A 15,710-nucleotide genomic window follows, 5' to 3' on the forward strand; every position below is an offset into this window, starting at 1 on the left:
CCGGTTAGGTTCCTGGTTTTCGGGTCAGCCGTTCGGCGGCGGCTGGCAAGCCCCGCCCTCAGCGCGGTGCCGACGTGGTGTCGCGCCCGCGGAGGCCGCATGCCGGAGCAGCTCGACGGTTCCTGTTTGGCCGTCGAGGCGGACGATGTCGCCGGTGCGGAGCCGTTGCATCGCGTCGTGCGTGCCCATGATGCAGGGGACGCCGAGTTCCCGGGCGGTGACCGCAGCATGGCTCTGCAGGCCACCGATGTCGACGATCATGCCCGCGGCCACGAACATCAGCGCCGCCCATCCGGGGTCGGTAAAGGTGGCAACGAGAATTTCTCCCGGTTCCAGGTTGGTTTCCGCCGGGTCTTGCACAACGCGTACGGGCCCTTCCGCCACTCCCGCGCATGCGCCGGTTCCGGTGATAATCGTTCCCGGCTCGATGGCGATCGCGTCTTGGGTGGCCTCGACGATGGGTCGACCTCGCCAGGCCGATGGCAGGGTCACGCGCAGGTGCGCCTCGCGCTGCTCTCGGCGCTGCGCGACGAGCTCTTGAAGCGGCGTGCCCGGGACGACGGCGCGGACCTCCGGCAGCATCAGATAGAAGACATCGGTCGCATCGTCTATTGATCCGGCGGCTTCCAGGTGTTCCCCGATGCGCCGCGCGGCGGCGCGTCCGACGTCGATCGCTTTCTGGCCCGCCTCTTTGGCGATCCCGCGTAGCGGCGTTGCCCGGGTGGCCAGGTGCAGGATGAGCCGGGCGAGTGGTCGCCGCGAGCGCGGGGTCCGCCGCAGGAGTTCCATCGTGGCGGCTTCCCGTTCAGCCGCGCGCCGGCGAGCCAACTCCAGTGGCCCTTCGTCGTCGGCTAGCTCGCGGTAGCGACGGAGTAGGGCCAGTACCGGGGTGGGATCCTCGCGCCAGGATGGGCTGGCGAGGTCTCCGTCGGATGGGGCGTGGCAGCCGTGCCGGTCGAGAAACCCTTTCAGTGATTGGGTCCCCCGGGACACGCGCCAGAGACTTTCGAGCAGTGCAGCCTCGGCATGCTCACCCTGACCGGTGAGCAGCTGGTGCGTCCGCTCCGCCATGCCCGCGGCGGCGGCCAGCTTCTGCACGGACTCGAACATCGGTTGGACGGCGGCCATCTGCGCCGTGATGTGTGTGATCAAAACCTCGCCGTAGACGCCGGATGCGAATGCTAGCAGCTCACGCGCCTGCGTCAGGTCCGTACCCGGGGCGGCGGCGACCTCGCGCCGCCACCAGGTATCGGTGCGTGCGTGCGCATCGCGGCTAGCCCGCGATGCAGTCAGCGCTGCCCTGGGTAACCGGACGAGCACCGCGGGGTAGCGTCGCCGCGAAGGCCGTGAGACGAACCCCTCCGGTATGACACCGAACCACTGTTCAGCCATCGCGGCTCCACTGGTACCGGGCATCCCGTCGGCGAGTCGACCGAGGAACTGCACGTTGACCGCGGTTCGGCCGTGGAAGATTCCCAGCGCCCAGGCGCGCTCATCCGTGGGCTGGACACGCAGCTTGCGCGATGCTGCGCCGATCGCGATAAACCCTTCGCGCACGGCGCGCTCCAATTTAGGTCCGCAGAACGACCACGTCAGGGGAGTCAGGACACCGGGCAACGCCTCGCCCATGTTCGTCGTCGTCCACCACTCCCCGGGGTGCCAGTCGCCGTCGAGGGGGTCCTCCGCGATCGAGAGCGGACCAGTGCCCGTCGTCCCGCTCACCTCGTTCAGTCCTTGACGCTGCGCTCGGTGAGGCCGTAGCCGGTTTGGCCATCCCAGGTGAACCGGGTTTGGCATTCGTACATCAGGTGGTGCGCATCCGGGCGGGTGCCGGGGACCCAGTCGTTGGTGCCGCGCATGCTGAGTGGCAGCGTTTGTAAGATCTCGGCCTCGATGACGATTGGCCCATCGGGGCCGTCGAGATGCAGCTGGTATGGCGCGGTCGCGTCCCGGCGCGTGCTCAGCAGCGTCTCTCCGGGATGCGAAAGGGTTGCTGCTGCAAGCCCATCGCGATTACCGACGACGGCATAGCGCAAGTTCGTTCCATCTGCGGCGGCAACGTCCATCACCATGAACAGCCGCCCGTCGGGAAACTCTCCGTGGCACCAGGTGTGTCGGTCGAGGGCGTTGATGTCGCGCGGGCCCACGGAATGGTCGCGCATGCCCGTGCCGTTCAGCTCGAAGCGCGAGCCTTCGAAGTCCAGGTGCCCCCGCAGCGACAGATGCTGTTCGTAGTGGGAGTGGGCCCAGAACTCGTCGTCGCTCATCTCGCCGATGCCGTAAACGGGACCAAGCGACCGCATATCGATGTCGAGGACCGCCTTCACGTGCGAGTCATCGGTCACCGTGCTCTGAGCGAGTTCCTCGCCGGTGACGTGCCGCGCGGCGCCCTCGAAGCGGATGTGCCATGACTCGAAAGGGTCGCGGTGGACGTACCGCAGGGCGTTCGCCGCCGGGCCGGCGGGCGTCTCGCCATAGCCGAAGCCGCGGTGAACAAGGAAGCGGTCTCCTGGCAGGAACGCAACAAAGGTCTCGTCCCACAGCAGCGGGTCCATCTGCGCCCGGGCAATGTGGACGAACACACCGATTCCATTGTCGGGGTCATAGCCGGAACCGTGGAAGCTCTCCGTCCACAACGGGACGTCACTGATCGCCTGTACGTTCTCGGCTTGCGGGGGGAACACGGTGGTCGACATGGGCGCTCCTGGTTGGTGAAACTCATGCTGTTTACCCGGGCGCTAGACGGTCCTCGGGCCTTCCGGCCAGAAACGTACCCCGGCCGGGCAGACCAAATCAATAACAATGTTCGGAATATCGATCGGAAACTGCTGACAGCGTGCAGTCAAGAGGCTAAAGTTTAATCTTGTGTCAAAAACAGCAGATGAGCATCCCGCCGTTGTGGCGTTGGACGGTGGTTCTTGGTTGCCCCGCAATGTCCTGGGCAACAAGGGATATGGCATCAATGCCATGCGCCGGCAGGGTTTGGCGGTGCCACCGGCATTTTGCATCACTACCGACATATGCGCGAAATTCTTCGCCGACCCAGCAGGCTGCCTGAACCGTATCTGGGACGCAATACGCGAGCAGGTGCGATGGCTCGAGGCGGAGGCGTCACGCACATTTGGACGCGGCCCCCGGCCGCTGTTGGTAAGTGTGCGCAGCGGGGCCGCCCAGTCGATGCCCGGGATGATGGACACCGTGCTCGACCTGGGCATCGACAACTCCGTCGAGCAAGCGCTTGCGGCGGCTGGGTCCGCGGAGTTCGCCCGTGACACTCGACGTCGCTTCGTCGACATGTATCGGCGCATCGTGTTGGGTGGCGACGGCCGTATAGCGATACCGGAGGATCCGTGGGTGCAGCTGCGCAGCGCGATCGCCGCCGTCTTCGCGTCGTGGAACAGTCCACGGGCGCTGGCATACCGCGCACACCACGGCTTGGACGAGGCTGCCGGCACTGCGGTCGTTGTCCAGGCGATGGTGTTCGGCAACCTTGGACGCAACTCAGGCACCGGTATTTTGTTCTCTCGCAACCCGATAACCGGCGCTGACGAGCCGTTCGGCGAATGGCTGGCAGGCGCCCAGGGGGAGGACGTGGTGTCGGGCAACGTCGACGTCGAGCCCGTCGACGCGCTGCGCGCAGCACAGCCGGTCGTCTATGAGCAGCTCATGGACTCCGCACGGACGTTGGAGCGGCTTGGCGCAGACGTGCAGGACATCGAGTTCACCGTCGAAGAGGGCAAACTGTGGTTGCTGCAAACTCGAGCCGCCAAACGGTCAGCCCAGGCCGCCGTACGCTTGGCGCTGCGGTTCCGCCACGAAGGACTGATCGATGACGCCGAAGCATTGCGCCGGGTGACACCCGCCCACGTCGAAAAGCTGCTCATGCCATCCTTGCAACCCGAATCCCGGCTAGCAGCAACACTTTTGGCCAAGGGTCTACCTGCGTGCCCAGGCGTAGCCTCCGGAAAGGCCTACAGTGACGTCGACGAAGCCATCGATGCCGCCGAAGGCGGCGAAGACGTCATCCTGGTCCGCGAGGTGACCAGCCCCGACGACGTGCAGGGCATGCTGGCCTCGCGCGGAATCATCACCGAAATCGGTGGTGCGACATCGCACGCGGCCGTCGTCAGCCGTGAGATAGGCCGACCGGCAGTCGTTGGATGCGGTCCCGGACTGGCCGCCTCGCTCGCCGGCAAGCTCGTCACAGTCGACGGGTCTGAAGGTGAAGTGCGCGAGGGCATCCTACAACGCGCCGCCTGGTCCGAGACCGACTCGCCCGACCTCATCGAACTGGCCGGGATCGCGCGACTCATCAGTCCGATCCGAGCGCACGCCAGCGGTGACTACCCGGCGCTTGATGACACATCCGCCGACTCAGTTGCGGCCGCACTTGCCGCCGGCCACACCGACGTCGTCTCACCGCACCCTCTGATCACCATGCTCACCGCACTACAACTGACGGAGAACAGGAAAGGGCTGGCCAATGTCTGAATTGACTGTCCTACAAGCCGTCCGACTCAAAGGTCGTCTAAGCCAGGCGGATCTGGCCGCCACCCTCGGGGAAGATCCCGACGACTTGGTCACGACGTTAGGGCGACTGACCGACGCTGGATTGCTGATCTCGGGCAACACACTGCGCATCAGCCCAGAAGGACGGGAGCGGCTCAATGCCCTTCTGGCGCAAGAACGTTCGGCGATTGAGCCAGGCGCCTTGGCTAAAACATACGACGATTTCCGTGTCATCAATGCGGTGTTCAAGGAGCTAATATCCGACTGGCAGATCAAGCATGGTCAGCCCAACGCACACGATGACGAGGAGTACGACGCCGCCGTGTTGGCCCGCCTCGATGAGGTGCATCAGCGAGTCTCGCCAATCATCGAAGCGGCGGCCAGCCAACTGCCCCGGCTGAACGCGTACGCCGACAAACTGAGTTCGGCCCTAGAGAAAGTCAAAGCCGGAGAAACGACCTGGCTCGCTCGTCCGATTATTGACTCCTATCACACTGTCTGGTTCGAACTGCACGAGGAACTATTGGTCGCGGCGGGACTGAGCCGCGAAGACGAAGCCCGCGCAGGACACGCCACCTAGGCAACCACGATGACACCCACTAACGGCTGTCCTCAATCGGTCGACGGCGGCTGCAACTTCGGCCCGTCGGCCGGTTCGAGGGCCGCCGTTGTGGAGCTGGCCACAGTCAAGCTAGATCCGAGCGATGTCCGCAAAAGATAAGGCTGACATCGCCTTACCGGTTAGGCATATGCATCTCACGCTGAGCATGCTGCCTCTATCACCCGCATGCCCGGTCCACGGAAACCTCACTGCAACCAACCAACGAAAGAGAGTCGATGACGCTCGACACGCTTAACGAAATCCGGTCCCGTCTGTTGATCCAGGATCTGGTTGCCAATTATTGCCATGGCATGGACAAGCACGATCTCGACCTGTTCATGGCGCTGTGGCACCCCGAGGCCGAGTTCCTGCCGGGCGAGCCGTTCGGCAACTTCTACGGTGCCGACGAGATTCGGCGTGCGGTGACCGAGTTGGTGTGGCCAGGCCTGCCGCGTACTCGTCACTGGACCGTGAACTTGGTAGTGAAGATTGACGGTGACCAGGCCACCGGGTTGGCAGACGTTATCGGCTCGGCCACCACGCCTGATGGCGTCATGGCGTCGGTGGACGCGACCTATGAGGACCGGTATGAGCGACGCGATGGCGTCTGGCGTTTTGTACGCCGCCGCATCGTGGTCCACGAGTTCACCGGGCTGGCGGAAGACTGGACGTTGCAGGGTGGATCAACAGGCTGAGGTCCGTATGTCAGATTTCGGGCTGAAGACCCCGGAGCAGGACATCGATGCCATTGCCGAACTCGAGATGGTGCTCTGGCGGCGCGGCCGAAGCTTCGCTTACCTCATACCCGTCGGCGCCCCCCCGCGAGATCTTGAGCAAGGTGAATCCGATGGTGTAACTGCGCAGCGTGAGGTATCCGGTCCACGCCGCGTCCTCAGACAGTCCAGCGGACTTGAGCAGGTTCAGCGTCACATCGATGAGTCGCTGCACGCCCTGACCGGGCACGGGCTGCAGCGCGGCGAGTTGCGCCACCGCTGGATACGCCATCAGGAGGTCGTGCGTCGCAGCCCAGACTTCGTGGAGCGCGTCCCACGGATCGGCGTTCTCCGGGACGTGCGGGAGTCCGGTGAGCACATCGTCGACGACGGCAAGCAGGATGTGCTGCTTGCTCCCCGCGGCCGCGTACACCGTGGCGATTCCGGCGTTGACCTGCTCGGCGACCCGTCGCATGGTCACCGCCGCGAGGCCTTCGCGCTGGAGCAGGTCAAGCGCAGCGGCAACCACCGCCTCACGCCCGACTCGGCGCGGCCGGCCCGGTCCCGGCCTGAGGGCATCGGCCGCGGCCAAGCCGCTGCCCATAGGGGAGTTCGCGTCGCTCATTGTGGTGTAGCCTACCCTGGAGTACATTGATCGGAACAGCGTTCGGAAAATTGTGAGGCAAATGTGGAACTTGCAGACGCACACATACTGATCACCGGTGGCTCGAAAGGAATTGGCGCCGCGGCGGCAAAGGCACTACGGGCCAGGGGCGCGCGCCTGACGCTGATTGCGCGAGAGAGCGACGAGTTGCACGACGTGGCCGCGGCGGTGGGCGGGCTGGCCGTGCCGACCGATCTGACCGATCCGGCGCAGTTTGCCGATCTGGTCCCGCGCGCCGAAGAGCAGCAGGGCCCGCTGGATGTGTTGATCAACAACGCCGCCCTGGGCGCTACACGGCACTTCGGCACCCTCACCGCCGAGGAGCTGCGACGCACCATGACGACCAACCTGCTGGCACCGATGGAGCTCGCCCGCCAGGCGATCCGGTCGATGGTCCCACGCGGACGGGGCGCCATCCTCAACGTGTGCTCGGTGGCCGGGGAGCTTGCTGTGCCGCATCTGGCCGCCTACGGATCTTCCAAGGCGGGGCTGAATATGTTCTCGCTGGACCTGCAGCGCGATATCCGTGGTACCGGCGTCAATGTGACGGCGTTCATCCTGGGCTCGGTTCCCGACACCGGCATCTATAACGAGGGCGTTCAAAACGAGGTGACCAAGCGCCTGGCCGGGCAACTCGAACGGTTCGCCAGCCTGACCCCGGCCAAGATCGCCACCCGCATGGTCAAGGCCCTCGAGTCCGACCGCCAGGGCATCGTGCCCCTGCCGCTGTCCTCTGCGCCGGCCGCCCACATGCGGGCGCTTCCCAGCCGTCTGGGAGACCTCGTTTTCAACCGCCAGCCACTGCCCGCCATCGATTTGGCTGTTCCCCCCGACCCCACCGAAGGAGTTCACGCATGACCGCCGTGCAGATGCACCGTCTAGCCCATCTGACCGATGTCGACGAATTGACCCATCCGATCCAGGACATGGCGGTGTGGTCCGAAAACTACCTCAGCTATGCGTGGTCACCTGTCAATCAGGTCGGGGTCTACATGCACTTCAACCGCCCGCCGTTCAACCCGCGGCTGTGGCACGACATCTTCGTGGTCTACCTGCCCGGCGACGAGTACCTCGTCGCCAAGGGCTTCACTTCTGAAACGGATGCGGGCGTTCGGGGTCCCCGCGGGGCGGGCCTGGACTGGAGCTGTGATGAGCCCTGGACGCAATGGACGAAGCGATTTGAGGGCGCCGTGCAGCACGTCACCGGTGACGAGCTGCGCTCGGGCGCACTGCGCGACGGCATTCACACCGGCGCCACAATGGAATTGGTGTACCGACAGATGGGACCAGTGTTCGGGGTGGGCGACCTCAGCCAGCAGGACTGGGCGATCGAGCATTACGAGCAACACTGCACCGTCACCGGTTGGATCGAGCACGCGGGCGCCCGCTACGAGATCGACGGCACCGGGCTCCGCGACCACTCCTGGGGGCCCCGCGATCTGTCCCGAATGGCCGACCACGTTTGGCTACACGGCCAATTCCCCAGCGGCCGCACCTTCATGGCCATCTACGTGCGCAACCGCTCCGGCGTCGGACACCTCGACTACCACGTCATCGGTGACGCCGAGGGCAATCTGCAGACGGCGAAGCTGCGCAACAAGCCGGTGATCAGCCACGACTCCCAGCCCCTTGACCCCTACGTGCTCGAATTCGAGCTTCCCGACGGCACAGTCGAGACGGTCACTGCCGAGGTCCTTACGGGTTGCCCCATCGGCCTGGTCGGCCAAAGTGAGATGGCCTACGGCGTGGATTTCCGGCCGCAGACGAGCCACTGCCTCTGGGAATGCCTGGCCCGCTTCGAATGGGATGGAGAGGTCGGCTATGGCCTGTCGGAAAGAACGGTGATGCGCTAGATGGACAGCAGGAGGGCAACGGCCGACCCGCTGCACACCGCTGACGCCGGTGACTCCTGGTGGAGCACCACGAACTTGTCGGAGGCTTTCCCGGGAGTGTTGACACCGCTCGATTGGTCGGTGATAGGACCGGCCGTCGAGCGCGCAACCCGGGGTGCGCTGGTTGCGATCGGCGCGCTGCCTAGGGCTGAGGCCGAGGTCCCAGAGGTCGCGGCCGAACGGGTCTTCGGCGTCTTTCACGGTCGCATCGCCAGCCGGATGGATTTCTTCCATCGCGTAGGAGCACTGATGCCAGGGACCACCGCCGACGCGGTGGTCGGGCAGATCTTCGGCAGCGTGCCCGCCGGGCTCTCGAGCCGCTCATCGAAGGGCCGTTATCCATATGTCGCGCTCGGATTTCCAGCGACATTCGTCGCCGCGCCACGCCGCACCCGGTTGATGCGCGCGGGAACGCGCGCATGGTGGGAAGCCGAGATCCTCGCCATGAGCAAACGCAATTTGTCCGCCGCGCGGGCTGCGTTCCGGGCGGCAGTCTTGCGGATGACTGAGAACCTCACCACCGACGGCATCCTTTTGCTGGCGGGCGCGCAGCCCATCTACGACCAGCTCACCCGGCTGGCAGCGAGTGCCGGGGCGGACCCGTCGACTCTGATGAGGGGGTTCGGGTCGCACGAAGAGTCCCAAGTAGTGGCGGATGTGTGGGACGCATCACGTGGTCTTGTGCCGCTCGAGGTACTGGTCGAGCGGCATGGATTCCACGGTCCGCACGAGGGGGTGCCGTCCGGACGCCCGTGGCGGGAGGACGACCAGCCGCTGCAAGACCTTGTTACCGCTTTCGCCGAGCTGCCCAACGACGCCGACCCGCGGATGGCGGATTCCCGCGGTCAGCAGCAGCGACGAGAGGCCGAGCATGCGCTATTGGCCGGTCTGAGGCCCAGGCAGCGGCCGACCGCGCACGCGGTGCTCCAGCTGGCGCGGATTTATCTCCCGCTGCGTGGCAAGGCAGCACGGACCCAGGCAATTGACGTCGTGCGCGCGGCCGCACGTCGCATTGGCGTCTGCCTTGAGCGTGCGGGCGTACTCGATGACGCCGAGGACGTGATGCTGCTTACCGCGGCGGAGCTGGCCGGCCCCCTTCACGGCGACGCGCGGGAAATCACGAAATTCCGCCGGGAGCAGCTCGATGCTCATCGTCGGTTCGACATCCCCGGGACCTGGCGCGGCCAGCCCGACCCGCGGCCCGTCGACAGCGTGACCGCATGCGGTGACGCGGTGGCGGGTCTGCCCGAGCTCTCCGGGGTCGGCGCGAGTGCGGGCATCGTGGAAGGTCCGGTCCGGATAGTGGACGATCCTTCGCAGCTCGACGAGTTCGCCCAAGGCGAGATCCTCGTGGCACGCACCACCGATCCGAGCTGGGCTCCGTTGATGTTCCTCTCCGGAGCCCTCGTCGTCGATATCGGTGGGCTCCTCAGCCACGCTGCGATTGTGGCCCGTGAGCTAGGTGTTCCCTGCGTCATGGGCACTCAGGCGGGTACGTCCGTGCTCCGCACAGGCGATCGCTGTCGGGTGGACGGCAGCGCCGGGACCGTCCAGGTGCTCGGTCGCGCCTGACCCGCGCGGTACCTGTGGCCAGCGCGCGGATAGCCTTTAGGAGCGAGATCGCCCGCAGCTGAATGACATCCGGACTGCTTCGAAGGCGAGTGCCGACATGAGTAGCCTCTAGCTGGGCTGCGCTGCAGATTTCAGGACCGACCAGCGGCCCTCGTAACTTTTTCGTATTTAAATTAAAATACGCTACGATGTCGGGTGTGGCCACCGGCTGAACACGCTGAGGAACACTCGCGAGGTTTGAGTGTTCCTGACAAGAACACTGGGTTGTTGCCCAGAGGGCCGAAGGGGGATCGCAATGGCTTATGTCATCACCCAAAACTGCTGCAAGGACGAGAGCTGCGTACCAGTGTGCCCGGTGGACTGTATCCGGCCTGCCAGCGGACCCGGTGAGTTCACCGGCACCGAAATGCTCTATATCGACCCGGTCACTTGCATTGACTGCGGGGCGTGCGCGGAGGAGTGCCCCGTGGATGCGATCTACTTCGAAGAAGAGTTGCCTCCGGGGATGGAGCGCTTCCGTGAAATTAACGCCACCTATTTTGAACACCACCCATTGCAGCCGGAGGAGAAGCGCCACTCAGCCGGCTACCACCGAGGTATTGAACCTGGGTCGTTGCGGGTTGCAATCGTCGGAGGAGGTCCGGCGGCGTGCTACGCCGCGAGTGAATTGATCCACACCGACGGCGTGGAAGTCAACCTCTTCGAACGTCTGCCTACGCCGTTCGGCCTCATCCGTTCCGGTGTCGCCCCCGACCATCAGCACACCAAGTCGGTCGTCGACACCTTCAAACATGCCTTCACTGATCGGCGGTTCCACTGCTACTTGAACGTCGAGGTCGGCCAACATCTTTCACATGAAGACCTATTGGCCCATCACCATGCAGTCATCTATGCGGTCGGTGCCTCGAAGAGCCGAGAGCTGAGTATCCCCGGCGAAGAGTTGCCGGGCAATTACGGCGCGGCTGAATTTGTCGGATGGTACAACGGCCACCCGGACCATGCTCACCACGACTTCGATTTGTCCAGTGAACGCGCGGTGATCGTCGGCAATGGCAACGTCGCCCTTGACGTAGCGCGGATCCTGCTGATGCCCGCCGAGGAGTTGGCCAAGACCGACATCGCCGATCACGCGTTGAAGGCGTTGTCCGAGAGCAAGATTCGCGAGGTAATTATCCTTGGCCGGCGAGGGCCGCGCGATGGCGCGTTCTCTGTCGGTGAGTTCTTGGCGTTGGGTTACCTCCCTGGTATCGACATCGTGATCGACAGTGACGAACTGGAAGCCGGGTCCGAGGACGGCGTTGAGACCAAACTCAAACTGGATATTGCTCGCGAGTATGCCCAGCGTGATTCCTCCCCGGATAACAAGCGCATCACCTTTCGCTTCCTCACCTCGCCCACTGAAGTGGTCGGTGACGGTCGGGTCGAGGGTCTGCGAGTAGTACACAACACTCGTAATGACACCGGCGGGTTGGTGAAAGGCGACCCAGCCCAGGGGACCGAGTTGATCAACACATCGCTGATTCTGCGCTCTATCGGTTACCGGGGCGCGCCGATTGAGGGTTTACCATATGACCCGACGATGGGCATCGTGATGAATGACCGCGGACGTGTACTCGACGATGATGATGCCGCGCTGTCTGGGACATACGTCACCGGCTGGTGCAAGCGGGGGCCCCGAGGAGTCATCGGCACCAATCGAATGTGCGCGCAGGAAACCGTAGCAAAGTTGTGGGAAGATTACGATGAAGGTCGGCTATCCCACGACGTTAAAGATCGTGCTGGCATCGACGCGCTGCTCAAGCAAAACGGAGCCGATCCTGTTGGCTGGCAGGGCTGGTGCGCCATCGATGCTGCAGAAAGTGAACAGGGCGCCCAGACTTCGCGGCCTCGGGTCAAATTCGTCGACATCGCTGACATGCTTAACGTCGCCCAAGGGGCTAACTGCGCAAGTTAGCGGGGCCCTCGACGGCGATGTGTGCTAACTCACTTTAGCGCAGTGTCGGGGATTCATCTGCCCCGCAGACTAGATTTCTTTGCGTCGACAGTCCGTTTGTCGGCGTCGCGGCATCTCAGTCCGTCCGCGCGGGATGACGTCGCGCGGGGTGGGAGACCTTGAAGAGCGCGGATTCGCCTCGTGGCCGGGGCCAAACAGGGTCCGCGTCACCGGCTTCCATCCGCATCGAGGATCCTCAAGTCAGATCGACAATGTATGAGGCGCCCATGCGCGAACTTTGAAAGCGGCTAACTGAGTTGTATCGCGCGCGTCTCGATGCGCTTCTAAACGGTGCGCATGTGCCGGCCGCTCGCGTCGGTCGAATGGCTAATCAGCAGCCTAGTGATTGGGCCATAACGCTTGTCGGGCAGTCTATTTGTTGCACCGATCATGGGTTAAGCACAGTCATCAAGCCGGAAGCTGCGGTACCTTGGGGTGCTGCCCCGGTGCTCCGCAAGCGGGTAGCACAATGCCGTTATTCTCATGTGCTGTGTTGAGTTTTCGGTAGACTACAGGTCATGACCGATGCCGGGCAGGCTGAGGGCCTGCCAGCGCAACTCTCGGCTTTCGACCTGTTGATGCATCGCGGCGAGGCAAACCCACGCATGCGGTCGGGGATACTGTCAGTTGAAATTCTTGAAATCACCCCGCCCTGGGACCGGTTCGTCAGCACATTTGATATTGCGTCCAGGCGTGCCTTGCGGCTGAGACAGAAGGTTGTTGTTCCCCTGGTCCCGACCGCGGCGCCGCGTTGGATCGTGGATCCCGACTTCAGCTTGGCGTATCACGTGCGCCGGGTACGGTGTCCCGAACCCGGCACGCTTCGCGAGGTACTCGACCTCGCCGAGGTAAGTCTGCAATCACCCTTGGATATCTCGCGTCCGCTGTGGACCGTGACGCTGGTGGAGGGCCTTACCGGCGGGCAGTCCGCGGTGTTGTTGCATGTGAGTCATGCGGTGACCGACGGTATCGGCAGTGTCGAGTTGTTTTCGGCGCTCTACGACTTGGAGCCCAAGCCGGCTGTCCGGGAGGCACCGGCTTTGCCGCTGCCGCAAGACTTGTCGGCGGTGGAGTTGGCCCGCGAAGGTCTGAGTCAGCTTCCGGGCGCAATCATCGGTGGACTGCGAGCCGCCGTGTTCTCAGCAACGCACGTGGTCGTGCGAGCGGCCCGTGACCCGATGTCGGCGGCTAATGACATTGCGGAATACGCGCGTTCCGCGACACGTGTTATCGCCCCCAGCGCTGCGCCGTCTCCTCTTTTAGCGCGTCGTAGCCTATCGACACGCAGCGAAGCAGTGGACGTCGGATTGGCGGAGCTTCGGGCTGCAGCAAAGGCCGTCGGCGGCTCGATAAATGACGCTTACTTGGCCGGTCTGTGCGGGGCTCTGTACCGATACCACGAGGCGCTAGGGGTGCCGGTTGAGCGGCTACCAATGGCGGTTCCGGTGAATGTGCGTGCCGACGCAGATCCGGCCGGAGGCAACCGCTTCGCCGGTATTAATCTGGCTGCGCCTGTTGGAGCGGTTGAGCCGCGGGCCCGCATCCATGACATTCAAGACCAAATGCGCCGAGGCCGTAAAGAATCCGCAATCGGCATGATGGCTTTCGTCGCACCGGTGTTGAGCTTGCTGCCGATGCCGGTGCTGGAATCGATGATCGAGTCGATCACCGCCTCCGACGTTCAAGCCAGCAATGTGCCCATGCATACAGCGCAGACCTATCTCGCGGGCGCAAAGGTTTTGCGTCAGTACGGGCTTGGTCCGCTGCCTGGCGTGGCGATGATGGCGGTATTGGTGTCGCGCGCGCGATCCTGCACCGTTACGGTGCGCTACGACCAGGCGTCAGTGACAGATGAAGCATTATTCGCGCAGTGCCTATTGGAGGGGTTCAATGAAGTCCTGACGCTAAGCGGTGATGCAGCGGCGCGGACGGTGCCGGCTTCGTTCAATGTTCCTCGATAGCGCGTCGAGAGCCCGCGAGCGAACCGTTGGAAGGCTGGCCACTTCGGGACGTCCCTACCCTCGCGGCGGTAGACCTGTGGCTAGTAATCGAGGTCAACGTTGCTCTCGCAGTGGCCATCAGCATCCTGGTTCGCAGCGTCACGTGAGTTGGTGCGGGCCGACTGTGATCACATAACGATCCTCCTCAACCGGCGCGTTCTCAATCACAAAATTATCGGATTGACCACCATGTTGAAACCCACCTGGTGGTGTTCATTATTGATCTCGGACTCTCAACGACACCCGCGGTCACACGGCCAGCGACAAGGCACTCATCACGTTGCCGCGACCTTGTTAGCGCTTACCGACGGCTACCAAACTGCCCTCGCGCGCAGCGGAGGTGAGGAGTTCTTTTGGCCGCCATCTCGTCGGCCTGCAACGCAGAATCGTTGGCAACCCAGGTCTGCGATGCTGTCGCCAGTACGCCTGGCGTGTTCCCGGTGAATGAGTCCATCGCGTTTTAGAGTCCTGTGGCCCGAGGTCGGGCCGGAAGGGACGATGAAACACATGGCTGGTCGTAAGCGGCATTCCGCGGAGGACATCGTGCGTAAGCTGCGCCGCGCGGATGAGCTGGCTGCCGAGGGCAAGAACGGCGAGGAGATCGCCGCCGAACTGCAGGTGTCGTCGGCGACGCTGTACAACTGGCGGCGTACCTACGGCGGCATGGACACCGACGCCGCTAAGGAGCTCAAGGAGCTGCGCGAGCAGAACACCCGATTGAAGCGGCTGTTGGCCGAGGCCGAGTTGGAGAAGGACGCGTTGCGGGAGGTCGCGAAGGGAAAATACTGAGCCCAGCTGCCAAGCGCCGCGCCGTGGACATGCTCAAGGACACGTTGAGCATGTCGGAACGGTTGGCGTGCAGGGCCGTTGGGCTGGGCCGTTCGACCTGCCGCCGCCTGCCACTCGGGCATACCCCCGATGACCCGGACGCCGAAATGCGGGCCCGGTTGCGTTCCTACGCCAGGAAGCATCCGTGTCACGGGTCCCGGCGTGCCTGGGCGTCGTTGCGCTTCGACGAGCGCCGTGAGGTCAACAAGAAGAAGGTCCACCGGCTGTGGCGCGAGGAGGGCCTGCAGGTCCGCGTGCACAGTCCCCGCAACCGAGCCGGGATCTCTTCGGTGCCACCGGTGCAGGCCGATGCCCCGAACGTGGTGTGGGCGGTCGACTTCCAGTTCGACTCCACCACCGACGGTAAGGCCATCAAGATCGCGTCGATGATCGACGAGCACATCCGCGTCTCGCTGCTCAACATGGTGGAGCGGTCGATCACCGGCGAGCACCTGGTCGATGAACTCACCAAGGTATTCGCCGCCAACGGCGGCCCGCCGAAGGTGCTCCGGATGGACAACGGCCCGGAGTTGGTTTCCCAAGCGCTGCAACGGTTCTGCGACGGCAAGGTCGGCACGACCTATATTCCGCCGGGCTGCGGGACAACGGCTACATCGAATCCTTCAACAATCGCCTGCGCAGGGAGTGCCTCAACCGCAACCACTGGAACACCCTGTTCGAGGCCCGCGTGGTTATCGGCGACTTCAAAGCCGAACACAACACCCGACACCGGCACTCGGCCCTGGGCTACCGCACGCCGGCCGAGTACGCTGCTGCCTGCAGGTGCACCCACACCGCGGTGGCCTGCATCATCAACTGAGAACGGATCAAACCAACCCGGCTCTAGGTGGCTGGTGTCGAACGGCCATTGTGGGGGCGCTGGTTGACCGGTCGGGCTATTGGGCGATGCTCGTGTGGTCGTGAGCGGTTCCTAGCTC

The 15,710-nt window shown here is 64.0% G+C and carries 11 protein-coding genes and 1 pseudogene; 9 read left to right on the forward strand and 3 right to left on the reverse strand.

The features are described 5' to 3' along the window. Positions 1–24 precede the first annotated feature (24 nt). The gene (locus AC2VON_RS24875; protein ID WP_170926893.1) at positions 25–1,722 is read right to left on the reverse strand and encodes a PEP-utilizing enzyme; all 1,698 of its coding nucleotides are present in this window, start codon (positions 1,720–1,722) and stop codon (positions 25–27) included. Positions 1,723–1,727: 5 nt separating this feature from the next. Beyond that, entirely contained in the window at positions 1,728–2,696 is a 969-nt protein-coding gene (locus tag AC2VON_RS24880) for a DUF7064 domain-containing protein (protein ID WP_084027732.1), read from the reverse strand. Positions 2,697–2,865: 169 nt separating this feature from the next. On the opposite strand from AC2VON_RS24880, the gene AC2VON_RS24885 reads away from it, so the two are divergent. The 3 genes from AC2VON_RS24885 to AC2VON_RS24895 all read left to right on the forward strand — a co-directional run bounded on the left by AC2VON_RS24885 (position 2,866) and on the right by AC2VON_RS24895 (position 5,805). After that, entirely contained in the window at positions 2,866–4,491 is a 1,626-nt protein-coding gene (locus AC2VON_RS24885; protein WP_084027733.1) for a pyruvate, phosphate dikinase, read from the forward strand. After that, positions 4,484–5,089, forward strand: a complete 606-nt coding sequence (locus AC2VON_RS24890; RefSeq protein ID WP_084027734.1) for a MarR family transcriptional regulator — start codon at positions 4,484–4,486, stop codon at positions 5,087–5,089. Before AC2VON_RS24885 ends, AC2VON_RS24890 begins: the two co-directional genes overlap by 8 nt. 257 nt (positions 5,090–5,346) lie before the next feature. Beyond that, a complete protein-coding gene (locus tag AC2VON_RS24895) occupies positions 5,347–5,805 on the forward strand; it encodes a nuclear transport factor 2 family protein (RefSeq protein WP_464508772.1) in 459 nt (152 codons plus the stop codon). 10 nt (positions 5,806–5,815) lie between these two features. On the opposite strand, the gene AC2VON_RS24900 is transcribed toward AC2VON_RS24895, so the two are convergent. After that, positions 5,816–6,448 (reverse strand): TetR/AcrR family transcriptional regulator, encoded by a 633-nt coding sequence (locus AC2VON_RS24900; RefSeq protein WP_170926894.1) that lies wholly within the window; start codon positions 6,446–6,448, stop codon positions 5,816–5,818. 63 nt (positions 6,449–6,511) lie between these two features. Between AC2VON_RS24900 and AC2VON_RS24905 the strand changes: the two genes are divergently transcribed. The 6 genes and pseudogenes from AC2VON_RS24905 to AC2VON_RS24930 all read left to right on the forward strand — a co-directional run bounded on the left by AC2VON_RS24905 (position 6,512) and on the right by AC2VON_RS24930 (position 15,592). Continuing rightward, the gene (locus AC2VON_RS24905) at positions 6,512–7,345 is read left to right on the forward strand and encodes an SDR family NAD(P)-dependent oxidoreductase (RefSeq protein WP_084027737.1); all 834 of its coding nucleotides are present in this window, start codon (positions 6,512–6,514) and stop codon (positions 7,343–7,345) included. Beyond that, a complete protein-coding gene (locus AC2VON_RS24910) occupies positions 7,342–8,340 on the forward strand; it encodes a DUF7065 domain-containing protein (RefSeq protein WP_084027738.1) in 999 nt (332 codons plus the stop codon). Before AC2VON_RS24905 ends, AC2VON_RS24910 begins: the two co-directional genes overlap by 4 nt. Then, positions 8,341–9,951 carry a PEP-utilizing enzyme gene (locus AC2VON_RS24915; RefSeq protein WP_084027739.1) on the forward strand — a complete coding sequence of 537 codons (1,611 nt, stop codon included), beginning with the start codon at positions 8,341–8,343 and terminating at the stop codon, positions 9,949–9,951. A gap of 295 nt (positions 9,952–10,246) precedes the next feature. Continuing rightward, complete coding sequence (locus AC2VON_RS24920; protein WP_084027740.1) at positions 10,247–11,905, forward strand: FAD-dependent oxidoreductase; 1,659 nt, start codon at positions 10,247–10,249, stop codon at positions 11,903–11,905. 557 nt (positions 11,906–12,462) lie between these two features. Next, entirely contained in the window at positions 12,463–13,905 is a 1,443-nt protein-coding gene (locus AC2VON_RS24925) for a wax ester/triacylglycerol synthase family O-acyltransferase (RefSeq protein ID WP_486955208.1), read from the forward strand. 546 nt (positions 13,906–14,451) lie between these two features. Further along, a pseudogene (locus tag AC2VON_RS24930) lies at positions 14,452–15,592 on the forward strand (IS3 family transposase). The last annotated feature ends 118 nt before the right edge of the window (positions 15,593–15,710 follow it).

It is taken from the genome of Mycobacterium sp. TH-M82, assembly GCF_057473605.1.

Coding starts and splice junctions, on each gene's coding strand:
- AC2VON_RS24880 (WP_084027732.1), bottom strand. CDS start 2,696: ATGTCGACCACCGTGTTCCCCCCGCAAGCCGAGAACGTACAGGCGATC.
- AC2VON_RS24890 (WP_084027734.1), top strand. CDS start 4,484: ATGTCTGAATTGACTGTCCTACAAGCCGTCCGACTCAAAGGTCGTCTA.
- AC2VON_RS24895 (WP_464508772.1), top strand. CDS start 5,347: ATGACGCTCGACACGCTTAACGAAATCCGGTCCCGTCTGTTGATCCAG.
- AC2VON_RS24900 (WP_170926894.1), bottom strand. CDS start 6,448: ATGAGCGACGCGAACTCCCCTATGGGCAGCGGCTTGGCCGCGGCCGAT.
- AC2VON_RS24910 (WP_084027738.1), top strand. CDS start 7,342: ATGACCGCCGTGCAGATGCACCGTCTAGCCCATCTGACCGATGTCGAC.
- AC2VON_RS24915 (WP_084027739.1), top strand. CDS start 8,341: ATGGACAGCAGGAGGGCAACGGCCGACCCGCTGCACACCGCTGACGCC.
- AC2VON_RS24920 (WP_084027740.1), top strand. CDS start 10,247: ATGGCTTATGTCATCACCCAAAACTGCTGCAAGGACGAGAGCTGCGTA.
- AC2VON_RS24925 (WP_486955208.1), top strand. CDS start 12,463: ATGACCGATGCCGGGCAGGCTGAGGGCCTGCCAGCGCAACTCTCGGCT.